This is a genomic window from Streptomyces sp. 2114.4 (assembly GCF_900187385.1).
GTDB lineage: Bacteria > Actinomycetota > Actinomycetes > Streptomycetales > Streptomycetaceae > Streptomyces > Streptomyces mooreae.
On record NZ_FYEY01000001.1, the window covers coordinates 3,326,570 to 3,348,626 of the forward strand.

Annotated in this window: 19 protein-coding genes; 10 read left to right on the forward strand and 9 right to left on the reverse strand. The window is 71.8% G+C overall.

Features of this window, described 5'->3' with window-relative positions; translation table 11 throughout:
• Positions 1 to 53: 53 nt before the first annotated feature.
• Together CFW40_RS14415 and CFW40_RS14420 are read right to left on the reverse strand one after the other, a co-directional pair.
• Entirely contained in the window at positions 54 to 1,343 is a 1,290-nt protein-coding gene (locus tag CFW40_RS14415; protein WP_088798302.1) for a HAMP domain-containing sensor histidine kinase, read from the reverse strand.
• The gene (locus CFW40_RS14420) at positions 1,340 to 2,038 is read right to left on the reverse strand and encodes a hypothetical protein (RefSeq protein WP_088798303.1); all 699 of its coding nucleotides are present in this window, start codon (positions 2,036 to 2,038) and stop codon (positions 1,340 to 1,342) included. Before CFW40_RS14420 ends, CFW40_RS14415 begins: the two co-directional genes overlap by 4 nt.
• A 433-nt stretch (positions 2,039 to 2,471) precedes the next feature.
• Here CFW40_RS14420 and CFW40_RS14425 point away from each other — a divergent pair, with 433 nt between their 5' ends.
• The gene (locus CFW40_RS14425; protein ID WP_088798304.1) at positions 2,472 to 2,759 is read left to right on the forward strand and encodes a hypothetical protein; all 288 of its coding nucleotides are present in this window, start codon (positions 2,472 to 2,474) and stop codon (positions 2,757 to 2,759) included.
• 26 nt (positions 2,760 to 2,785) lie between these two features.
• Here the strand turns inward: CFW40_RS14425 and CFW40_RS14430 are convergent, their stop codons facing one another.
• On the reverse strand, positions 2,786 to 3,622 hold the full coding sequence (locus tag CFW40_RS14430; RefSeq protein ID WP_088798305.1) for an isocitrate lyase/phosphoenolpyruvate mutase family protein: 837 nt from the start codon (positions 3,620 to 3,622) through the stop codon (positions 2,786 to 2,788).
• Positions 3,623 to 3,685: 63 nt separating this feature from the next.
• Between CFW40_RS14430 and CFW40_RS14435 the strand changes: the two genes are divergently transcribed.
• From CFW40_RS14435 to CFW40_RS14445, 3 genes are all read left to right on the forward strand, one after another.
• Positions 3,686 to 4,405, forward strand: a complete 720-nt coding sequence (locus CFW40_RS14435) for a helix-turn-helix transcriptional regulator (protein ID WP_088798306.1) — start codon at positions 3,686 to 3,688, stop codon at positions 4,403 to 4,405.
• Positions 4,406 to 4,573: 168 nt separating this feature from the next.
• Positions 4,574 to 4,963: an ADP-ribosylation/crystallin J1 gene (locus CFW40_RS14440; RefSeq protein ID WP_088798307.1), complete on the forward strand. Its 390-nt coding sequence runs from the start codon at positions 4,574 to 4,576 to the stop codon at positions 4,961 to 4,963.
• Positions 4,960 to 5,787 (forward strand): ATP-grasp domain-containing protein, encoded by an 828-nt coding sequence (locus CFW40_RS14445; protein WP_088798308.1) that lies wholly within the window; start codon positions 4,960 to 4,962, stop codon positions 5,785 to 5,787. The genes CFW40_RS14440 and CFW40_RS14445 overlap by 4 nt, the downstream gene beginning before the upstream one ends.
• Positions 5,788 to 5,820: 33 nt before the next feature.
• Here CFW40_RS14445 and CFW40_RS14450 read toward each other — a convergent pair whose 3' ends face one another.
• Together CFW40_RS14450 and CFW40_RS14455 are read right to left on the reverse strand one after the other, a co-directional pair.
• The gene (locus tag CFW40_RS14450) at positions 5,821 to 7,380 is read right to left on the reverse strand and encodes a glycosyltransferase family 39 protein (RefSeq protein WP_256331466.1); all 1,560 of its coding nucleotides are present in this window, start codon (positions 7,378 to 7,380) and stop codon (positions 5,821 to 5,823) included.
• 321 nt (positions 7,381 to 7,701) lie between these two features.
• Complete coding sequence (locus tag CFW40_RS14455; RefSeq protein WP_256331465.1) at positions 7,702 to 10,332, reverse strand: D-alanyl-D-alanine carboxypeptidase family protein; 2,631 nt, start codon at positions 10,330 to 10,332, stop codon at positions 7,702 to 7,704.
• Between the two features lie 651 nt (positions 10,333 to 10,983).
• Here CFW40_RS14455 and CFW40_RS14460 point away from each other — a divergent pair.
• The 3 genes from CFW40_RS14460 (at position 10,984) to CFW40_RS14470 (ending at position 13,335) form a co-directional block, all read left to right on the forward strand.
• Positions 10,984 to 11,745, forward strand: coding sequence for a GPP34 family phosphoprotein (locus CFW40_RS14460; protein WP_088798310.1), 762 nt, complete (start codon positions 10,984 to 10,986; stop codon positions 11,743 to 11,745).
• Positions 11,746 to 12,063: 318 nt separating this feature from the next.
• Positions 12,064 to 12,930, forward strand: a complete 867-nt coding sequence (locus CFW40_RS14465) for a helix-turn-helix transcriptional regulator (RefSeq protein ID WP_088798311.1) — start codon at positions 12,064 to 12,066, stop codon at positions 12,928 to 12,930.
• A gap of 195 nt (positions 12,931 to 13,125) precedes the next feature.
• Positions 13,126 to 13,335, forward strand: a complete 210-nt coding sequence (locus CFW40_RS14470) for a DUF397 domain-containing protein (RefSeq protein ID WP_088802123.1) — start codon at positions 13,126 to 13,128, stop codon at positions 13,333 to 13,335.
• 178 nt (positions 13,336 to 13,513) lie between these two features.
• Here CFW40_RS14470 and CFW40_RS14475 read toward each other — a convergent pair whose 3' ends face one another.
• Positions 13,514 to 14,428, reverse strand: a complete 915-nt coding sequence (locus CFW40_RS14475) for a hypothetical protein (protein WP_256331464.1) — start codon at positions 14,426 to 14,428, stop codon at positions 13,514 to 13,516.
• Between the two features lie 251 nt (positions 14,429 to 14,679).
• On the opposite strand from CFW40_RS14475, the gene CFW40_RS14480 reads away from it, so the two are divergent.
• Together CFW40_RS14480 and CFW40_RS14485 are read left to right on the forward strand one after the other, a co-directional pair.
• Positions 14,680 to 15,909 (forward strand): PLP-dependent aminotransferase family protein, encoded by a 1,230-nt coding sequence (locus tag CFW40_RS14480; protein ID WP_088802125.1) that lies wholly within the window; start codon positions 14,680 to 14,682, stop codon positions 15,907 to 15,909.
• A gap of 86 nt (positions 15,910 to 15,995) precedes the next feature.
• Positions 15,996 to 16,781, forward strand: a complete 786-nt coding sequence (locus CFW40_RS14485) for an SDR family oxidoreductase (protein WP_088798312.1) — start codon at positions 15,996 to 15,998, stop codon at positions 16,779 to 16,781.
• A gap of 149 nt (positions 16,782 to 16,930) precedes the next feature.
• On the opposite strand, the gene CFW40_RS14490 is transcribed toward CFW40_RS14485, so the two are convergent.
• The gene (locus CFW40_RS14490) at positions 16,931 to 18,052 is read right to left on the reverse strand and encodes an ADP-ribosylglycohydrolase family protein (protein WP_088798313.1); all 1,122 of its coding nucleotides are present in this window, start codon (positions 18,050 to 18,052) and stop codon (positions 16,931 to 16,933) included.
• 294 nt (positions 18,053 to 18,346) lie between these two features.
• On the opposite strand from CFW40_RS14490, the gene CFW40_RS14495 reads away from it, so the two are divergent.
• Positions 18,347 to 18,601 carry a hypothetical protein gene (locus CFW40_RS14495; RefSeq protein ID WP_086720495.1) on the forward strand — a complete coding sequence of 85 codons (255 nt, stop codon included), beginning with the start codon at positions 18,347 to 18,349 and terminating at the stop codon, positions 18,599 to 18,601.
• A gap of 156 nt (positions 18,602 to 18,757) precedes the next feature.
• Here CFW40_RS14495 and CFW40_RS14500 read toward each other — a convergent pair whose 3' ends face one another.
• Both CFW40_RS14500 and CFW40_RS14505 read right to left on the reverse strand, forming a co-directional pair.
• Complete coding sequence (locus CFW40_RS14500; protein WP_088798314.1) at positions 18,758 to 21,406, reverse strand: bifunctional FO biosynthesis protein CofGH; 2,649 nt, start codon at positions 21,404 to 21,406, stop codon at positions 18,758 to 18,760.
• A gap of 132 nt (positions 21,407 to 21,538) precedes the next feature.
• Positions 21,539 to 21,937, reverse strand: a complete 399-nt coding sequence (locus CFW40_RS14505; RefSeq protein ID WP_088798315.1) for a VOC family protein — start codon at positions 21,935 to 21,937, stop codon at positions 21,539 to 21,541.
• Positions 21,938 to 22,057: the final 120 nt, after the last annotated feature.

Here is a 22,057-nt window from a genome sequence, read left to right on the forward strand (position 1 = left end):
CCGCCCCGCCGCACCCGTGCGGGGCCGTGCCGGCGGAGCACGGGGAACGGGGTTCAGGCAGCGGGTCGAGGAACTCGGGGGGCGGCATCAGGCATTCGGAGGATCGTGCGGGCGCCACCGTCGGGCGCGTTGGTGAAGCGGAGGTCGATGCCCAGGACGGCGGACTGGCCGACGGCGATGGTCAGGCCCAGGCCGTGGCCCTTGCCGCGGCCCGGGGCGTCGGTGCGGAAGCGCTGCGGACCGTGTTCCAGCAGGTCGACGGAGTAACCCGGGCCGTGGTCACGTACCTCGATGATCGCCGGACCGCCGCCGGGCGGGGCGTCAACGGTGACGACGACCGGGGGCCGGCCGTGCCGGTGTGCGTTGATGACGAGGTTGGCGAGGATGCGGTCGAGCCGGCGGCGGTCGGTCTCGATCACCCGGTCGGCGGCGATCCGTACGACGGTGTCGAGGCCGGTGGCGCGTACGGAGCCTTCGACCAGCGTCCCGAGGTCATAGGCGTCGAGGTCGGCGCGCTCGGTGCCGGAGTCCAGCCGGGAGATCTCCAGCAGGTCCTCGGTGAGGCGGTGCAGCGCCCGCAGCCGGTCGTTGATCATCTCCTTGGGCCGGCCCTCCGGCAGCAGCTCGGCCGAGGCCAGGATGCCGGTGAGCGGCGTCCGGAGCTCATGGGCGACATCGGCGGTGAAGCGCTGTTCCGCCTGGAGCCGCCTCTGCAGGGAGCCCGCCACCGAGTCCAGCGCCGCGGCCACCGCCGCCACCTCGTCCTGCCCGGCCGATCCGCCGCCCGCCGCCTGATCCGCGCCGTTGCCGACCCGGGCGTCCAGGTCGCCGGCGGTGATACGGCGCGCGACCGCCGCCGTGGTGGCCAGCCGCCGGCTGATGCGCTGGGCCAGGAACAGTCCGGCGAGGGCGACGGCCGCGGCGGCGAGCACGGCAGAGCCGAGGATGGCGGTGTCGAGCTTGTCGAGGGAGCGATGCGTGTTGCCGTAGGGCGACCAGACGGCCATGACGTGGCCGTCGGCCGGCGCCGCGGCCCACATGACGAGGCGGCCCCGATACGTGCCCACCATGGTGCCGTGCTCGCCGGAGCGCGCCAACCGGCGCAATTCGGCGGGAAGTTGGGGCGGGTCGAGGAGGGAGTTGAGACCTTCGCGTGAAGTGCCGTACTCGAAGAGGTCCAGGGCGGTGCCGAGGTTGGCGCTGGTCTCCTTGCGGACCTGGCCGACGGTCTGACGGGCCACCGCATTGTGGACGAGGGCCCCGAGGACGGCGGCGACCGCGCAGCTCACCGCCATCACGGTCAGCGCGATCTTCCAGCGGAGGGAGACCGCCGGGCGTTTCATGGGCTGCCGCCACCGGCCCGTGGGGTCTGGGAGGTGCGGGCGTCATCGAGGGTGAGGTTCCACAGACTCATCGAATCGCCATCCCAGAGATAGTCGGTGACGCTGACGTACCGGGGATCCTTGGTGGGCTCGCGGATGGCGAGGTGCCCGGCCGCCAGCTCGACACCGGCCAGCACCCCGCGCAGCACGAGCACCCGCGTCACCACCGCGCCCCGGACGCTGTACACCCGCAGCTCACTGTTGCGCGGCGTGAGGTTGACGGCCATGAGCAGGTCCGGTTTGCCGTCGCTGGTGAGGTCGTGCAGCTCGGGACGGCGTACCGACTTCGGGGCGGGCGGCTTTCCGCCCTGCGCGACGATGTCCGCGTTGAGGACGGCGAGCGGGTTCGCGTCCGCCATGCTGCCGCTGGGGATCCGCGGGACATGCGGTACGGGTACCAGGGCCGCCGGATTCTCGTCGCGGCCGGGCGGGGCAGGCGAATAGTCCGGCCACAGCACCAGCGGCGCATCCACGTCCCGGGCTCGCCCCTCGCTCTGCAGCCCCTCCACGCCCGCGCACCCCGTCGCGAGGAGGGTGAGCGAGGCGAGTGAGGTGAGGGCGGCGAGGACGGAGCGGGGTGAGCGGCCGGAGAGGGCGAGGAGAGGGGCGCGGGCAAAACGGTGGGCGCGCGCCGTACCGGGTCGCAGCCGTCGCATATCGTCGCCACCACCTTCACGCCTCCACACCTTCACGCCCTGCGCCTCCGCGCCTTGCGCCTCCGCGCCCTTCACCTCCGCGCCTTGCCGCTGCGCGGCCCTGCCTGCCGGCCGGCCCGCCCGCCCACCGCGCGATACGCCCCGTGGAGTCGATCACTCGACGTGACCACTCACACAAAAAAGCGCCACATAAAAGGACGTAACCTGACACAAAGCTATCCAAGACGACGGCGAACGGAATCTTTGGATCGGCCATTCCGGCGGCTTGTGAGAGCCTTTGCCCCATCGGGCGGGCGTTCCTTCACACGACCGCTCCCAGAGATCACAGCGACTGTTACACAACGTACGGATTACCGTTAAGGACGCTCCGTAGCGTGCTCCTTAGTCACCATGCCCCTACGGCGGCACCAGCCGCCCACGACGAGGAGTACCCATGCGGGCCCAGCACCGCTCCATGATCCGTACCGCCACGGTCGCGACCGGTGCGCTGGCCGTCCTGCTGCTTCCCGCAGGCGCCGCCTTCGCCGCCGACTCCACCGCGCCCACGGAGAGCCGGACATCGATCATGCTGCCCGACAACGGGCTGGCCGGCCTGGCCGAGAAGGCCGGTCATCTGCCCAAGGCAGGGGTGATAGGCGGTGCGGGTGCACTGGGCGTGGCCGGCGCGGTCATCGCCGTGCACCGTCGGCGCCACGGCAGCCGGGGACGCCAGGAGGCCTAGAACCGGCCCTCGAAGTCCCCGTCCGGCTACTCCTCCTCCCCCACCAGCCGCTGCACCTCCTCATAACCCAGCACCTCGCCACCCGCCCCGGCCGCATCCGTGGGCCGTTGGCCCGTACGGATCGCGTCCGCCGCCGTGAGGGTGGCCTGCAGCGCCGTACGGAACAGCAGCGAACCGGTGCTGATGCGGCGTACGCCGAGGTCCGCCAGACGGCTGACGGTGTGCCGTCCGGGGGCGAAGAGGATGTTCAGCGGCGCGGGGATCCCGGCGACCAGAGCCGACACCTCCTCGTCGGCGATGACGCCCGGTACGAAGATGCCGTCCGCGCCCGCCTCCAGATAACTCTCGGCGCGCGCGAGCGTCGCCGACAGCGGCGGCGGGCTGTCCGTCAGCCAGTGGGTGTCGATCCGGGCATTGAGGAACAGGCCCGGCGCCCGCTCCTTCACCGCGCCGAGCAATTCGGCCTGGCGTACCGGGTCCTGCAGCCCCCCGCCGCCGGGCAGCCCGTCCTCCAGGTTCAGCCCGGCCGCCCCGGCCTCCGCCAACTCGGCGGCCAGATCTCCCACTTGGCCGGCGTCGCCGCCGAATCCGCCCTCCACGTCGACCGTGTACGGACAGGACAGCCGGCCATTGAGCCGCAGCGCCAGGGCCAGCGTCGCGTCCCGGGCCTCGGCGAGCCCGCGCCCGTCCGGATAGCCATGGGCAGCGGCGACGCCCAGGCTCGTGGTGCCGACCGCCGCGTATCCGGCCCCGGCGAGCGCGAGGGCCGAGATGACATCCCAGGCATTGGGCAGCAGCAGCGGCTGGTCGGCGTGGTGCAGCGCATGGAAGTGGAAGGTGGCGTACTCCGGGGAGGTACTCATACGGGCACCGTAGGCCGGAGTCCCTTCGGTAGGCGCCGAAGACTCGCGGCGGACAATGGAGTCATGACCACTCCGGCGTACAGCTCCGAGCTCGCACGGCTGGCCGCACTGCTCGCGGACCGCACCCGGGCGTCCTTCTGCCTTGCCCTGCTCGACGGCCGGGCCTGGACGGCCGGTGAGCTGGCCGCGTATGCGCAGGTCGCGCCCTCGACGGCGAGCGAGCATCTGACCCGGCTCACCGACGGCGGGCTGCTGGCGGAGCGCCACCAGGGCCGCCACCGTTACGTCCAGCTCGCCGGTCCGCGCGTCGCCGAGCTGCTGGAATCCCTGATCGCACAGCTCGACCCGCCGGCCGAGCGGCCCCGCGGGCTGCGTGCCGTGAGCGCTTCCGCCGCGCTCGCCCGGGGCCGCACCTGTTACGACCACCTGGCGGGCCGGCTCGGCGTGACGATCACCGACGCCATGACCGGGCGGGGGCTGCTCGACCAGGACGGCGGGTTCGCGCTCACCGACGCCGGGCGGCAGTGGCTCACCGACGGCCTGGGGATCGAGCCGGCCGCGCTGCGCACGGGGCGACGGCCCCAGGCCCGCGGCTGCCTGGACTGGACCGAGCGCCGGGCCCACCTCGCGGGCACGGCCGGTGCCCGGCTCTGCGACCGGCTGCTGGACCGGCACTGGGTCCGCCGGGTCGGCAGCGGCAGGGCCGTGCGCCTCACCCCGGACGGGGCGACGGCGCTGCGGGACCTGCTGGGGATCGACGGGGCGACGGCCGATCTGATGTGAGGGACGGTCCGCACGACCCTGCGGCGCAATACGCCTAGCCGCCGGTATCCGGGCCGCGCCCGGCCGAGTACCGAGCCACCGAAGCCCGAGCCCCACAGCCCCCAAGCCCCGCGCCCCCGGCCCCGAAATCCCGATGCTCCGCCCTCCCCTCCCCCGTACCGTACGAGCATGATCGAGACGCCGCGCCCGGACGGGACCGCGCCCGCCACCCGTACCCTCTGGCGCCCCACCGGCCCCGAGGAGCTGGCCCTGGTCGAGGCCTCCGGCTGGCGCGCCTGGCCGCCCCGCCTGCCCGACCAGCCGATCTTCTACCCCGTGCTCAACGAGGACTACGCGATACGGATCGCCCGCGACTGGAATGTGCCGGCCTCCGGCGTCGGCCATGTCACCCGCTTCGAGATCGAGGCGGACTTCGCCGAGCGCTACCCGGTGCGGCAGGCGGGCGGCGAGACGATCCTCGAACTGTGGGTCCCCGCGGAGGAGCTGGCGGAGTTCAACCGGCACATCGTCGGGCGCATCGAGCTCGTCCGCAGCTTCCACCCGCCGCAAGGATCATGACGGCGTCGCGGCGCCGCGGCCCCGCCGCTCCCGTTCTGCTGACCTCCGCACAACGCACCAGCACCGCCGCCCTGCTGAACGGGGCGGCCGCCCGCCGCGGCCTCGAAACGGTGACCTTGTCCGGGCCGGAGACCCTGCGCGCGCTGGCCGGACGGGCGGTGCACTGGTACGGCGGACCGCGCACCGCCGACCGCGTCGCCGGACCACTGCGGCTGGGGCTGCTGGACCCTCCGGACGACTGGCCGGCCCGCCTTCCACGGCAACTCACCCTTCGCCGAGTCGAGTTGCTGACACACGCGGAAGCGTCACGGCGTACCGGACCGTTCTTCGCCAAACCGCCGAGCGACAAGTCCTTCCCGCCGGGCGTGGTGGCCTGCGGGACGCAGCTGCCGCCGGCCGCGCCGCAGACTCCGGTGCTCGTCTCGGAGGTCGTGTCCTTCGTCGCCGAGTACCGGCTGTTCCTCCTGGACGGCGCCCTGGTCACGGCCACCCGCTACGCCGTCCACGGCCGCCTGGACCCCGCACCGCTCGACGACGATCCGTACGCCCCGGACGTCCGCGCCTTCGCCGCCCGACTGGCGGCACTCGCACCGCTGCCGAGTGCGGCGGCCGTCGATGTGGGGCGGCTGGACGGGGGCGGATGGGCCGTGGTGGAGGCCAATATGCCGTACTTCGCGCACTGTTACGCCGCGGATCCGGCGGCCGTGCTGGACGTGGTACTGCGGGCGGCAGGTCCGTATGCGCGTGTCCAGGATGGCGATCGTCGTTTCCTGCGCGCACGGGTCCTCGGGGCACTCGGCGGCCAGGAGGACCCAGGAACCTAAGGACCCCAGGGCCCCTCTACGGCCTTGACAGCCTCACGACCTGACGGCCTGACGACCGGCATCCGCCACCGCCGCCCCCGGCCCCGCTCCGGCTCCCGACGCCGGCCCCGGACCCGGCCTCGACCCCCCACAAGCCCCCGCCCGTCCATACACCGTGATCCTGGCACCCCTGACCTGCAGTGTGCGGCAGGCCTTGAAGGCGGTGTGCAGCGTGGACCGTTTGGCGATCTCCTGGTCGTTGTCGTCGGCCGGCTGCCCGTCGGGATCGCCGGCGACGACGATCCGGCGGACGGCCAGCATCCGGTCGTGGATCGCCTCGCCGGACCGCTCGGTGCCGTAGAGGGTGTGGGAGGCCAACGGGCTCTCGGCCTGGGCGAGATCGCGCAGGCCACGGAAGTCGTCCGGCAGGGTCGCGCGCCAGATCCGCCTGCGGGACGGCATGAACAGCAGGCCGTCGCCCGGCTCGGCCACCTCGTGTACGGCGTGCGCAATCGCGGTGACATCGTCGACCCGGCTGTCCGGGCTGCGCAGATGGACGTTGACGGGCAGCAGCGCGGCCGGCACCACGGCCACCGCCGTCATCCGCCGCAGCCGCCGGCCACGGGTCTGGCCCGGCTCACCGGCCGGTCGCAGCAGCCGTGCCAGCGCGGCGCCCGCGAGCAGCGCGAACCCGACGACGTAGTAGAGGACATAGCGGTCCACATAGGCCGGTTCGACATGGGAGAGGAGCAGCAGGAGGAGGGTGGGCAGGAGCAGCAGGGGAATGCCGAGGGCGCGCAGTCCGATCGGGCCGCGGGAGCGGACCGGGACGCGGGCGCAGGCGAGACCGAGGACCGCGAGCACGGCGAAGGTCAGCAGTTGGACGGGGTCCGGCCACATGAGCCAGCTGATCTGCGCGGACTGCCGGGTGCTGAAGACCGCGAGCGGGGCCAGACCGGCGAGGACGGTGACCGAGGAGAGCAGCCAGGCGCGCCGTGTCCGGCGGGGCAGCTGCGCGAGGATCACCGCGGCGCCGTGCGCGGGCAGTGCCAGCGAGGCGAACTCGTGCAGCAGGCAGGCGACCAGCACCAGCGCGGTATAGCCGAGCCACAGCGTGCGGCGCGGGCGGGCCGCGGCCGCCACCAGCAGATAGCTCGCCCAGACGACCAGCGCACAGACCGTCGCATACGAACGGCCCTCCTGCGCGTACTGCTGCACGACCGGGATCAGCGCGAAGGTGCAGCCCGCCAGCAGCCCCGCCCGCCGCCCGGCCAGGCGCTCGCCCAGCAGGGCGACCCCCGCAGCGGCGGCGGTCATCGCGGCCACGGACGGCAGCCGCAGGCCGACGGCCTCGCCGAGGGCACCGCCGAGGGCGACGTCGTAGACGCGGAACCAGAGGTGCATCAGCGCGTAATAGAGACCGTGGACGACATCGACGTGCTGCAGCGTGGGCCACAGGTCGGCCAGGCTGCGGTGCGCCATGTCGTAAGTGACCGCCTCGTCCCGCCATATGGCGTCCTGCCGGCGGATCCCCCACGCCCCCAGGAGCAACATCAGCCCGGAGGGCAACAGCACCACCGCGCTCTGCGCCGCCCGGGTACCGCGGGCGGCCACGGCGGAGGCGTACGTCTTCTGCGCTTGCGCTACGTCGATGACGGACTCCGGTCACGCGCGGGACGGACGGACAGACAGTCAGGAAGGCAGGCTCACGATAGGCGGGCCGCCGGGTGGACGACCAGACGGGCGAGCGGGACGGCGACCACGGGCGGCGGCCACGGGCGGCGGCGGCCGTGGCCGGCAATCGGGAAAGAAACGCGCCCGGCGGCCGCGGGCAGGAGTGGATCAGGCCCCCGGAACCGGGCGGGGCCGGCGAACCAGGGGCCGTGGGCGGTGATCCGGGGGCCGCGGGCCGGACGCCCGCGGCCCCCGGCCCGCTCAGGTGATGCGGACCAGCTTCGCTCCGAAGGACGGCTCGACGAGGTCCTTCTGCAGGGCGACGGGCACCTTCTGCATGCTCTCGCCGTTGCCGACGGTCAGCACACCGACCTCGGTACCGGCCTTCGCGGTGTGCGGGACGGTCTTGCCCCCGTCACCGACGCTCAACTTCAGCTTCTGGCCCGGGACGCCGATCGCCTTGAGGTCCTTGGTGGCGACGACCGGCGTGCGGCCGTTCAGGCCGTCGTCGACATAGCCGACGACCTGGCCCTTCTTCACCGCCGTGGCCGAGGTCAGCGCGTTGCGTACGGCCTCGATGACCTTCTGGCTGTTCTGCTTGACCAGGGTGAGGCTGTTGGCGCCGTCGGGGTCCAGGCCCTTGAAGTGCTGGTCCATCATCGTGCCCAGTATCAGCTGGTCCTTGCCGTCCACGGTCTTGTAGGCCGCCCAGGACAGCGTGCCGCCGGCCGCCGTGCTGGAGCCGGTCTTGATGCCCTTGATGCTCAGCCCGGCCAGCAGCAGGTTGTCGATGTTGCTGTTGATCCGCTTCGGCAGGCCCGGGATCTCGGTGTTGGGCGTGGCGACGATCGGCCGGAAGGCGTCGAACTTCATCACGGCCTCGGCCAGCTTGAGCTGGTCGACCGCGGTGCTGACGGTCTTGGGGTCCAGGCCGCTGGGGTCGGTGTAGGTGGTGTTCTTCATGCCCAGGTCCTTGGCGGCGGCGTTCATCTTCTTGACGAACGCTGCCTCGTTGTCGGACTTGGTGTCCCAACGGGCCAGCAGCCGGGCGATGTTGTTGCCGGACGGGATCATCAGCATCTTGAGCATGTTCTGCTCGCTGAACTTCTGCCCGGCCTTCAGCCCCTCGATCCGGGACTCGTGCCGGGAACCGCCCTCGGTCACCGCCTTGGCGTCGACCTCGATCTTCGGGCCCCCCTCGTCCTTCTTGAGCGGGTGGTCCCGGAGGACGACGTAGGCCGTCATGATCTTGGCCACGCTCGCGGTGGGCACCGGCTTCTCCTTGCCGAACGTGCCCAGATCGCCGGAGCCCACCACCTTGACCGCCGCCTGCCCCTGGTCGGGCCACGGGACGGCGAGCTTGCTGCCCTCGAAGGTGTACGAGGACGCGGCGTCGCCGACGGTGAGCGTCGGGTCGGGCAGCGGGCGCACCGCCTGGGCGACCACGAAGATGATCACCAGCAGCACCGCCAGCGGGGTCCAGATCTTGAACCGGCGGACGACCGTGCGCAGCGGGGTCTCGGGCGGCGGCGGGGTGTTGGTGAGCTGCGCCAGGAGATCGAGCGGCGGCAGGGGCTCCTGCTTGGTCCGCTCCGACTCGGGCAGCGCGGCGGGAGCGGCGGCGGCCGTGGCTCCCGTGGTGGCGGGCGGCATGGCGCCCGGCCGGCCGGCGGGCTTGGCCGGCGACGTCGTTTCGGCGGCCTTGTCGGCGGGCTTGGCGGCGGGAAGCGCGCCGGCGGCCTTGCCCTCCGGCTTCGCCTCCGTCTTGTCCCCGGTCTTATCCGCAGCCTTACCGGCAGGCCTGTCGACGGGCTTGTCGGACGTCTTGCCCGCCGCCTTGTCCGAGGGCTGCTCCACGGCCTTGTCGGACGTACGGGCGGGCGTCCTGGGCGCCGTCTTGCCCAGCGACTTACCGGCGGTACCGTCGTCCGCCGACTTCAGCGCCACGAACTGACTGGTCCGCTCGGAGTCCCGCTCGGGACCGCGCGCCACCTTGTCATCGGCCTTGGCGTCGTCCTTGGCGCCGGTCTTGGTCTCGCCCTTGGCGCCGGTCTTGGCTCCGGTCTTGGACTCGCCCTTGGCGTCGGCCTTGGTCTTGCCCTCCGCCGTGTCCTTGGTCTTGCCCTCGGCAGCCGCTTCGTCCTTGGCTCCGGTCTTGCCCTTGCCCTCGGACTTGCTCTCCGCGGCGCCGTTGCTCTGGGCCTTGTCCTTGGCGGCGTCCATGCCCTTGGCCGGGGGCGTGACCTTGGCCGCGTCCTCGCCCCTGACGGGCGGGGTGATCTTGAACGCCGTGGTCGCCTGGTCGACGGCACCGGCCGCCGCACCCTTCCCCTTCAGCTTCGCGACAGCAAATACCCGGGTGGCTTCATCCACCGCCGTCCCGTCGGCGTCGGCATCGACCTCCACATCGGCGTCGGCATCCCCCTCACCGCTGCCCTTGCCGTCAGCCTTGCCCTTGCCCTTGCCCGCAGACGCAGCGCCGGCCTTCCCGCCGGCCTTCTCGTCGGACTTGCCCTTCTGCGGCCCGACGGTCTTGAAGACGGCGGTCGGCTGATCGACAACCTCGTCCGCGGACTCAGCCCCGTCCGCGGGCTCAGCCTTGGCCGACGGCTCGGCCTTGGCCGACGACTTACCCTCCGCCGCGGACTCAGCCTTGCCTGACGCGGACTTCCCGGACTCCGCTTCCGGCTCCGTCCCCTGCTTCACTTCCGGCTTTGCGACGGCACCCTCGGCATCACCGTCAGCGCCCTCGCCGGCCTCAGCGCCACCGTCACCGCGATCGCCGGCCTCGGCGCCCTCGGTGCCGGTCTCAGCGCCCTCAGCGCCGGCCTCGGTACCGCCCTCGGCGTCCTCCGCGTCCTCATCGCCCTTCCCGGCGACCCAGGCGGCCACAGCGACCCGAAGGCGCTCATCGCCACCCCCGCCACCGCCATCGGCGCCCTCAGCAGCCTCAGCGGCCTCCTGAGGTGCCTCCGACGCCTCAGACGCTCCAGCCCCCTCAGGCGCCCCGCCGTCCTCAGACGCTTCGGCCCCGGCCGCGGCCTCCGACCCGGCCGCAGACTCCGACTTCACACCAGACCCCGACTTCGCCGCAGATTCCCCAGATTCCGACTTCGCCGCAGACTCCGGCGCCGCCGCAGCCTCCGGCTCCTTCTCAGGCTTCGAGTCCGTCCCGGCCCCCGATTCCTTCGCCGGCCCGGCCGGCTCCCCGCGGAAGGCGGACAGGCGCGGATCACGTTTGCTCCGCGCCGTCTCCCCCGACGCCTGCTTCTTGTCCGACTTACCGGGGGACTCGCCCGCCACCGATGTCTCCTTCATACGTCGCCACGCTGCCTTGGCCCTGTGTTCCCAAGTGTCCTGTGTCCGCATGGCACCATCTCGCCGCCACGCGTACCGGTAGGCGCCGCACCCCACAGAAAGATGTCGCCTACGTGCAAGACGAGAACGACATACCTACCGGTTCCCTACCGAACCCCCCACGCACCCTCGACAGATGAATGTGAGAGGGGTCACCCTGTCATTCATCCACGCGGGGAGGCATGGATGGGCAGGAGCCGCAGAACAATTCCGGAGGAGCTTCTGCTGCTCGCTTTGGACCCGACGACGGGTACCACAGCGCAGCCGCAGTCGCTCGACCTCGGCCTGGCCGGGGCCCAGCTAGTAGAGCTGGCTCTGGCAGGACGGATAGCCCCAGACGGGGATCGTATCGCCGTGGTGATGGCACGGCCGACAGGAGATCCAACTCTGGACTCCGCGCTCGAACTGCTGCGCCGACGCGGCAGTCCGGTGCGCGCGGTCCACTGGATCGGCGGGCCCCGGCTGGGGCTGCGCCAGACCTACCTCACGCACCTGGAACGGTGCGGCATGGTGCATGCCGTGGCGGGACAGATGTGCGGGGTGCTGCCGACGACGCGCTACCAGGCGACGGAGACGGCCATCAGCCGGGAAATCAGGGCCCGGCTGGACAACGCGATCCGCACCGGCGTACCCCCGGACCCGCGGACCGCGGCGCTCGCCGCGCTGGCCCATGCGGTCGGTCTCGGCAAGCATCTGTATCCAGGGAACGAAGGGCGGTCATCGCGCTCCCGTCTCCGGGATCTGATCCGGCACGACCCGATGGGCGGACTGGTCGCACACGCCGTCATGGATGTGCAGAACGGCGTCACGGCACAGCCACGACGGCCGCAGGCCGCCGCCACGGGAGCCGTACGGCAACCGGCGGCCCGGGCCTCGGCGGAACCGGCCGGTGCGCCGGGCCAGTCGCGGCACGGCCACGGCCGGATGGCCCGGGTGGGCGCCCGCTGACGCCGTAGGACACCCGGCGGCGCCTCATGCGTCACCGCTACACCCACCGCACCACGGCACCACCGCACACCGGACCACGCACCACCGTCCCCACGATCCCGTTCGGGAGCCGCAGCAAGAAGCGCGGGGTGGCGGGCCGGCCGTTCAGGACGACGGCCGGCCCGCCACCCCGCGCACCTGCGCGGGCGCATTTTCCCGATTCCGGCCCCAAATTTCCACCGTGACCACCTTGTCCAGCCATTTGCCAGCGCGACGTGGACCGTTGGTGGCAGTCTGCTGACCAGAAAACAGCAGTACGGAGCCGGAGGTGCACTTAGCGTGGCGTCCAACGTCAACCCCACCGTCAGGCGACGCCGATTGGGCCAGGAGCTGCGCAGGCTTCGAGAGGCCAAAGGCATGACGGCAGAAGAGGTGGCGGACCGGCTGCTCGTCTCGCAGTCGAAGATCAGCAGATTGGAGAACGGGCGTCGCAGCATCAGCCAGCGCGATGTCCGCGATCTGTGCGGGGTCTACGAGGTCGAAGACCACCGCATCGTGGATTCACTGATGCAGATGGCCAAGGATTCACGCCAGCAGGGGTGGTGGCACGCCTTCGGCGACATCCCGTACAGCGTCTACATCGGCCTGGAGACCGAGGCCGCCTCGCTGCGGGTGTACGAATCCCTGCTGGTACCCGGCCTGCTCCAGACGACCGACTATGCCCAGGCGGTCATTCCCGGCACGGTCCCCGAGCTGGCGCCCGACCATTTGGAGAAGCGCATTCAGGTGCGGATGCGGCGCCAGGACCGGATCAATGATTCCGAGCACCCGTTGCGACTGTGGGCGGTGCTGGACGAGAGCGCGCTGCGCAGGGTGGTCGGCAGCCACCTGATCATGCGCGAGCAACTGGACCATCTTGTCGAGATGAGCCAATTGCCGCATGTGACGGTCCAGATTCTGCCGTACGACACCGGTGCGCACGCCGGCATGTCGGGAACGTTCTCCATCCTCGAATTCGACGATGCCGCCGATTCCAGCGTGGTCTACATCGAGGGCGTCACCAGCGACCTCTATCTGGAGAAGACCAATGATGTGCACAAGTACACGATCATGTACGAGCATTTGCGCGCACAGGCATTGAGCGCCGAGCAGAGCCGGGAGTTCATCGCTGCCGCGGCGAAATCCCATGCGGATGCCGCGGGGTGAGGACCGCCGGGGAGAAATAGTACGGAACCGGCATTCCTGCGGGGAGGTTGGCACGGTACACCTGCACCCGCCCCCGTGAATAGGGATCAAGAAATATGCCATTCGGACGGGTGAACGGCCTCTGCGGCTCGTGATGTTGGCGCGTAGCGTCATCACTACCGAATCCGCGGTAACTCAGAGTGAGCTGGAGTGAACATGGCCGTGCAGCCCAATTCCGCATTCTCCTGGACCAAGTCCTCGTACTCCGGTGGCAACGGCGCCTGCGTGGAAATCGCCGTGCCCGCTGTCACCGCTATTGCCGTACGGGACTCCAAGGACCCCGACGGTCCGCGCCTCACGTTCGACAACTCCTCCTGGGCCCGCTTCGTGTCGGACCTCGCCGGTGGCGCGTTCGACCTGGCGTGACCTGAGCCGTCACCGTCCGCGGGTCCGCAGTCCGCAGATACGAGCCCTCTCGACTGGATCGCCGTCCTGGCCGAGGGGGCTCGGCCATGTCCGGGCCCATGGCCACCCCACGTACGTGCCCACCCCTCTTGCCCGGCGGGCGACCGGCGGCCGCGGAGGGCCGCCGGTCCGCCGTCGCTCAGCGCAGCTCGGATACGTACCGGTCCGTCCCGGGCACGGTCGGGAGGAACGGCGCCACCAGCTCCACCCGCCCCGGCGCCGAATCCGCGACCTCCTCCTCCAGGCCGGTGAAGTGCGCCGTCCAGCCGTCGCGCGGGTCTTGCTGGAGGAACCACAGGAGGGTCAGCCGGGTATCCACCCCCACGACCTGCTTCACATAGGACATCCGGTCCCCCGGCAGCGGTGTCGGCCGGAAGACCGTGACCATCGCCGCCGGTGAACCCGCCAGCCGCCGCGGGAGGTGGCGGGCGCACAGCCACTCCACGAGCTCGGCCCGTTGCTCCTGCCCCTCCGCATCGATCACCTCCAGCACCAGCCCGGCGTAGGGGTGGTCCAGGGCGTGGAAGTCACGGGGGCCCGCGGCACCGTCCCGGTAGACCGTTGCCACGTGGTCCTGGAAGGCCGTGAAGACGTGCGTACGGTCCTGGTAGACCCGGCCGTCCCGGTTGAGGCGCTGATTGATGCCGACGGTCCACTTCATGTGCTCGTCGTAACGGCCCTCGGTGAGCCAGTAGGTGGAGAGGTAGCAGCCGGTCGTGACCGGCTGGGCGACGGCGGAATTCTCCGGGCGGCGCAGCAGTTGCAGGTCACGGGTGGCCACCCAGCGGCGGCCGGCGAATATCCACGGCATCGCCATCGCGCCCGCGATGTAGTGGTCGTCCTCGTACCAGCGGTTGTAGGCGAATTCGTGTCCCGGATGCGGTTCGACCATGGTGATCAGCGCATGTCCGGGGCGCACACCGTAGGGGCCGACGGCGGCGAGCTCGGCGTAGGCGGCGGGCCCGGTGCCGTGGGCAGTGATCCCGGTGCCGTGGGTGATCCCGGTGTCGGCGGCGGCCGCTTCGGCCGGCGTTCCTCTGCTGTCTGCGGTCATGGCAGACAGGTGTAGCTGACGACGCGTCACATGGGGAGGGCCGCGCATCCACGGTACCGAAGCCACCGGGCACCGGGGCCACGGGCTCTGGCCGTCACGCGGGCGCGCGCCCCTCCGCCTCCTCCGCCCCTCCGTCTCCTCCGCCCGCCCACCATGCGGTCCGCCCTGCACACCGCTCCCCGGCCCCCTTAGGCTGCCTGCCATCTGCAGCTCACGCCGGTTAATCGCAGACACGAGCGATGGGAGCCGTCATGCCGGACTCGATCCCTGCCTCCGCGGCCACTGCCGTCCCGGGGCTCGCCGCACGTGCGGCGCGGACCGGCAGTTCGCCCGTACGCGAGATCCTGGCGCTCACCGCCCGGCCGGAGGTCATCTCGTTCGCCGGCGGGCTGCCCGCGCCCGAGCTGTTCGACGCGGCGGGCATAGCGGCGGCCTTCCGGCACGTACTGGCCGAGGAGCCCATGCGCGCCCTGCAGTACTCCACCAGTGAGGGCGATCCGGAGCTGCGTGCGGCCGTCGCGGCGCGTACGACCGCACGCGGACTGCCCACCGACGCCGACGACCTGCTGGTGACCACCGGCTCGCAGCAGGGGCTGACGCTGCTGGCCACGACCCTGTTGGAGCCGGGCGATGTGGTGCTGGTCGAGGACCCCTGCTACCTCGCGGCGCTGCAGACCTTCTCCTTCGCGGGCGCCCGGGTGGTGCCGGTGCCGGCCGACGACGAGGGGATCGACCCGGCCGCGCTGGACGAGATCACCGCGCGCGAGCGGCCCAGGCTGCTCTACCTCGTGCCGACGTTCCAGAACCCCACCGGCCGCACCCTGTCCGCCGAGCGCCGGGCCGCGGTCGCCGAGGTCGCCGCCCGGCGCGGGCTGTGGATCGCCGAGGACGACCCGTACGGCGAACTGCGGTTCGAGGGCGAGCCGGTGCCGTGGGTCGCCTCGTTCCCCGGGGCCGAGGACCGTACGGCGCTGCTGGGCTCGTTCTCGAAGGTGATGGCGCCCGGTCTGCGGCTGGGGACGGTGCGGGCGCCGGCCGCCTTGCGGCGGGCCTGTGTCATCGCCAAGCAGGCCGCCGATCTGCACACCTCGACCGTCGACCAGGCCGCCGCGGCCCGGTATCTGGCGGTCGCCGACCTCGACGCCCATCTGCGGCGGGTGCGCGACGCCTACCGGGCGCGGCGGGATGCCCTGGTCGACGGGCTGTCCACGGCGCTGCCCGGGGGTTCGCGGTGGAACCGGCCGGCCGGCGGCATGTTCGTGTGGGCGACCCTGCCCGAGGGGTACGACGCGACGGCGCTGCTGCCCGGGGTGGTCCGGCATGACGTCGCCTACGTCCCCGGGGCGCCGTTCTTCGCGGGGCCGCCGGATGCGACCGCGGTCCGCCTGTCGTTCGTGACGCACTCCCCGGAGGAGATCCGCGAGGGGCTGGGGCGGCTGCAGAAGGCCCTGGAGGGGGCGGGCCGGGACGGGCGGCCCTGACGGCGGCAGCTCTGGCTTTCCCCGGCCCCCGGACCTAACCTGACGCACCATCAGGAATGTGTCGAGGGCCTGGCCGGGAGGCACACATGCTGCTGCGGAACAAGACCGTCATCGTCTCGGGCGTGGGGGCCGGGCTCGGCCATCAGGTCGCGGCGGCCTGCGTACGGGACGGCGCCTCGGTGGTGCTGGGCGCCCGTACGGAGGCGAACCTCGCCGCGTCGGCCGCGCGGCTCGACCCCTCGGGCGAGCGCGCGGCCTGGCGGGTGACCGATATCGGCGACGAGGCGCAGTGCGAGGCGCTGGCCGCGCTGGCCGTGGAGCGGTTCGGCGGGATCGATGCGGTGGTCCATGTCGCGGCGCTGGACTCGCTCTTCGGAGGTCTGCGGGACGCCGACTTCGACTCCTGGCGCAGCGTCGTGGACGTCAATCTCTTCGGCACCCTGCGGATGACCCGGGCCTGCCTGCCGTCCCTGGTGGCGCGCGGCGGCGGCTCGGTGGTGATGATCGGTACGCAGTCGTCGGTCGCCGCCCCCTCGCAGGTGCGGCAGGCGGCGTATGCGGCGTCCAAGGGCGGGCTGGTCTCGGCGATGTACTCACTCGCGCGCGAGCTGGGACCGGACCGGATACGCGTCAACACCGTGCAGCCCGGGTGGATGTGGGGCCCGCCGGTGGAGGCGTACGTCACGTTCCAGGCCCAGAGCGAAGGCGTTCCGGAAGCGGAGGTGCTGGGCCGGCTGACGGAGCGGATGGCGCTGCCCGAGCTGGCGACGGACGCCGACGTGGCCGACTGTGCGGTCTTCCTGGCCTCCGACCGGGCGCGTGCCATCACCGGCCAGTCGCTGCTGGTCAACGCGGGGGAGCTGATGCGGTAGCGGGCGTCCGGGGCGCACCGGCGCTGCCGCACCTTCATGGGCCGCACCCCTGTGGGCCGCCCCGCTGTGGGCCGCCCTCCATGGGACGCATCACCGGGCGGCGGCGTCCGTTGCCCGCCACCCCGGCCGGCCCGTCTCCGTACGGCCGGTCAGGCCCGCGGGTACCGGGCGAGCCACCCCGGCGACGAGCCGGCCGGGCCGTGCAGCGCGGGCCCCTGCGTCATCTCCATCGAGAAGTCGTCGGCCAGCTGCAGGATCGTCTCCCGGCCCTCCAGCTCGACCAGCCACACCGGGGGCAGTGCCGTCTCGCCGTGCAGAGTCCCCAGCAGGTTGCCGCAGATGGCGCCGGTCGAATCGCTGTCCCCGCTGTGGTTGACGGCGAGCAGCAGGCCGTGCCGGACGTCCTCGGCGACCAGTGCGCAGTACACGCCGATCGCCAGCGCCTCCTCGGCCGTCCACCCCTGCCCCAGCGACTCCACCCGGGCGGGTGTCGGCATGCCCTGCCGTACGGCGCCGAGCGCGCGCTTGAGGGCGTCGGTGGTCTCCTCGTGACCCGGACGGGTGGCCAGGTGCGCCAGCGCCTTCTGCACGGCACCGTCAAGGTCCTCGCCGCGGGCCAGCGAGTGGCTGATGACCGCGAAGGCGCCGGCCGCCAGATAGCCGGTGGGGTGGCCGTGCGTCTGCGCCCCGCACTCGGCGGCGAGCTGGAAGACCAGTTGCGGTTCCCAGCCGACCAGCAACCCGAACGGCGCGGAGCGCATCACCGCGCCGCAGCCCTTCGAGTCCGGGTTCTTGGGCGTCTCCAGCGTGCCCATGACCTCGTCGCCGAGGCCGCTCAGGCAGGCCCGGCCGGGCGCCCGGCGGGAGTACAGCCACTCCTCGCGGGCGAGCCAGCCGTCGTCCTTCCTGCGCTCGTCCGGGCCCCAGTCGCGCTGGGTCGCTGCCCAGCGCAGATAGGCGCGGTGGACGTCGGTGGGCGGATGCCAGGCGCCGGTATCGCGGCGCACCTGGGCCCGGATCAGCCCGTCCACGGTGAACAGGGTCATCTGGGTGTCGTCGGTGACCGCGCCGCGCCGCCCGAAGGCGGGTACGAAATCGGCCACGCCCTCCTGGCCGTGCGCCGTGCGGATCGCGTCGAGCGAGTCGAATTCGATACCGGCACCGAGCGCATCGCCGATGGCGCCGCCGAGCAGACAGCCGCGTACCCGGCTACGGAAGTCCTGCTGTTCCGCGCGGCCCCAGATGGCGCCGCCGCCTCCTGTTGCGCTCACTGCGCCCTCCCGATACCGAGTGCGTCCCGGGGCCTTCCGGGGCCCCTGGCGCAGCACTGTAATCGACCAGGATTGATCAGTTTCCGGCCAGGTGTGTATTGCGACCAGTCACTCATAAGGCGGCTTTTGGCCGGTACTGCCGCTATGGGCACGGGCTCAACCGAATCGGCTGTGGCTGAAAACACTCCCCTGCGGACGGCCGCACCCGCCTTCCCGGCGGGCCGCCCGATCCGCCGACCGGGCTGAAGAAAGCGTTCGATGATGGCGTGTGCCCGCGCTGGGCATGCTCTCCCCATGTCCGAGTACGAGTGGGATCGCACCACCATGGCCGTTGTCGCCTCCGCGCTTTCCGGGGACAGCGACGGCGCGGTGGAACTCCTCCGGCCGCTCCCCCAGAGCGATGTCTGCCATATCGCGGTACGGCTCGCCGCCATGGCCGCCGACGCACTGATCGTCGCCGCCCAGGACAGCGGAGGCGACCGCGAGGAGGCACTGTCGCAGTGGCAGCAGTGCATCCTGCAGCACGAGGCCGAGTACGAGGGCGAGTGAAGGCCCGGGCCGGCGGGCGGGCCGGCCGGCCGACGACCGGTCTGGGACCACCGCCGTGCGGCCGGGGCCGCCTGCGTTCCAGCGGATTGCCCCGGCAGCCCGTTGCGGCGGATTGCCCGGCCGCCCGTTCCACCGGGGCTGCCGCGGCCGCCCGTTTCAGTCGGCCAGAGGCAGCAGCGCCGGGAGATGGCCGTCCGAAGCGAGGGCGACGGCCTGGCGTTCTTCGGTGACCGGGGCGTACGTCGTGGTGCGGGGGCGGGCCGGGCGGCCGGCCCGGTCAGCGATGGCGATGAGGTCCTGGATGGAGCGGTAGGAGCCGTAACTCGAGCCCGCCATCCGGGAGATGGTCTCCTCCATCAGCGTGCCGCCGAGGTCGTTGGCTCCGGAGCGGAGCATTTCGGCGGCGCCTTCCGTCCCGAGCTTGACCCAGCTGGTCTGGATGTTGGTGATGTGGGGGTGCAGCAGCACCCGGGCCATCGCGGTCACCGCGCGGTTGTCGCGCGTGGTGGGGCCGGGGCGAGCGATGCCGGCGAGGTAGACGGGGGCGTTGGTGTGGATGAACGGGAGGGTGACGAACTCCGTGAAGCCCCCCGTCTCCTGCTGGATCCGTGCCAGCAGGCGCAGATGGCCCAGCCAGTGGCGCGGCTGGTCGACATGGCCGTACATCATCGTCGAGGACGAGCCGATGCCCAGCTCATGGGCGGTCTTGATGACCTCGACCCAGGTGGCGGTGGGCAGCTTGCCCTTGGTGAGGATCCAGCGGACCTCGTCGTCCAGGATCTCGGCCGCGGTGCCGGGGATGCTGTCCAGCCCGGCGGCCTTGGCCTCGCTGAGCCATTCACGGATGGACAGGCCCGTACGCGTCGCGCCGTTGACGACCTCCATGGGCGAGAAGGCGTGCACATGCATACCGGGGACGCGTTCCTTCACGGCGCGCGCGATGTCGAAGTACGCCGTGCCGGGCAGGTCGGGGTGGATGCCGCCCTGCATACACACCTCCACCGCCCCTACGTCCCACGCCTGTTGGGCACGGTCGGCGACCTGGGAGAGGGAGAGGGTGTAGGCGTCGGCGTCGGTGCGGCGCTGAGCGAACGCGCAGAAGCGGCAGCCGGTGTAGCAGACGTTGGTGAAGTTGATGTTCCTGGTGACGATGTAGGTGACGTCGTCACCCACGGTGTCGCGCCGTAGCTGGTCGGCGAGGGTGCAGAGGGCGTCCAGGGCGGGCCCGTCGGCGTGCAGCAGCGCCAGCGCCTGCGCGTCGGTGAGCTTGGTGGGGTCGTCGGCGGCCTGCGACAGGGCCTGCCGTACGTCGGCTTCGATGCGCTCCGGTGCCATCCCGGGGGCGGCGGCCTCACGCAGTGCCTCCCAGTCGCCGTAGACCTCGTCGAAGTCGTCGCGGCGGTCGGCGGTGCGGCCTTCGGTGTCGATGGTGTGGTGCAGGTCCGTACGGCCCGAGGAGGCCATCGTGAAGCCCTCGTCGGGCTCCTGCCAGGGGCGGCCCACCACGGGCGCGTCCTCCACGGCCAGGCCCGTCTCCGGGTCGGCGAGCGCCCGTACATGGGGCAGCAGGCGGGGGTCGAGCCAGGGCTCACCGCGCTGCAGGAACTCCGGGTAGATGGGGAGCCGTTCCCGCAGCTCGAAACCGGCGGCGGCACAGCGCTCGGTCAGCTCGTCGATCTGGGGCCAGGGGCGCTCGGGGTTCACATGGTCGAGGGTCAGCGGGGAGACACCACCCCAGTCGTCGATCCCGGCGTCGATGAGCAGCGCGTACTCGCCGTCGACGAGGTTGGGCGGCGCCTGGATGCGCGTCGAGGGGCCCATGACGTGCCGGGCCACCGCGATGGTCGCGGCCAGCTCCTCCAGCTCGGCGTCCGGCATGCCGCGCATCGCCGTGTCCGGCTTGGCGCGGAAGTTCTGCATGATCAGCTCTTGGATGCCGTGGTACGCGCGCTGAATACGGCGCAGCGCGAACAGGGACTCGGCGCGCTCCTCGTATGTCTCGCCGATGCCGATGAGCAGCCCGGTGGTGAAGGGGACGTTGGAGCGTCCGGCGTCCTCCAGGACACGCAGCCGGACGGCAGGTTCCTTGTCGGGCGATCCGTAGTGGGGACCGCCGGGCTCGCTCCACAGCCGCTCGGCGGTCGTCTCCAGCATCATCCCCAGGGAGGGGGCGACGGGCTTGAGCCGCTGGAAGTCCGTCCAGGACAGCACCCCGGGGTTGAGGTGCGGCAGCAGACCGGTCTCCTCCAGGACGCGGATCGCCATGGCGCGGACGTACGAGAGCGTGTCCTCATAACCATGCGCCTCCAGCCACTCGCGGGCCTCGGGCCAGCGGTCCTCCGGCTTGTCCCCCAGGGTGAAGAGGGCTTCCTTGCAGCCCAGTTCGGCACCGCGGCGGGCGATGTCCAGCACCTCGTCGGGCGACATGAACATCCCGTGGCCATCGCGGCGCAGCTTGCCGGGGACGGTGACGAAGGTGCAGTAGTGGCACTTGTCCCGGCACAGGCGCGTCAGGGGGATGAAGACCCCGCGGGAGTACGTGATGACTCCGGGGCGCCCCGCGGCGTCCAGACCGGCATCCCGCACCCGGGCCGCGGAGGCGCACAGGTCCGTGAGGTCCGCGCCGCGCGCCTGGAGCAGCACCGCGGCCTCGCCGGCGTCCAGCGCCACACCGTCGCGGGCCCGCTTGAGCGCACGGCGCATCGCGTTGGCCGTTGGCCGTCCCTGGGCGGCGGGCCCGGAGGTCCTTTCGTGGTCGGTCCCTTGGTCCGATGCCTGGTCAGGTCCCTGCACGCTGGAAGTCATCCTCCGAGGATACGAGCGTCCACCGACAGCGCCGCCGCCGGAGATCGGGTGGTAGGTGTGCCACTGATCACTACGGCCGGGTGTTCCGTCCGGGCTCGTCAGGGCACTTCCCGGCGGCGGCTCCCGGCACGCCTACATACTGGCCAGCAGCTCGTCGGAGTACGTCCGGGTCAGGAACTCCATGTTGTGGCCGTCGGGGTCGTTGAGGTAGAGACCGCGGCCGCCGTCGAGAGTGTTGATCTCCTGCGGCCTGGTGTGCATGGGGTCGGCCCAGTAGGAAAGCTCCCGCTCCTGTATGCGGTCGAAGATCGCGTCGAACTCGCCCTCGGACACCAGGAACGCGTAGTGCGTGGGGACGAACTCGCCGCCCGCGACGTGCTCGGCGTAGTCGAGGGTCACTCCGTTGTCGAGCCTGAGGGCCGCGAAGGGGCCGAAGGCCTTGGGTTCGGGCGCGCCGAGCAGGCCGGCCAGGAACCGGGCGGAGGCGAAACGGTCCTTGCTGTGCACGATGGTGTGGTCGAGGCGAGGCATGGGATCTCCTTGATCTCTCTGGCCGAGGGGTCAACGTGTCCTCTGATCTGCCGAATCGGCACGGGCCACCGGTGTTCTCGGCCCATCGAGCCGTAGGGACCTGAGCTCCTTGGGCCGCTT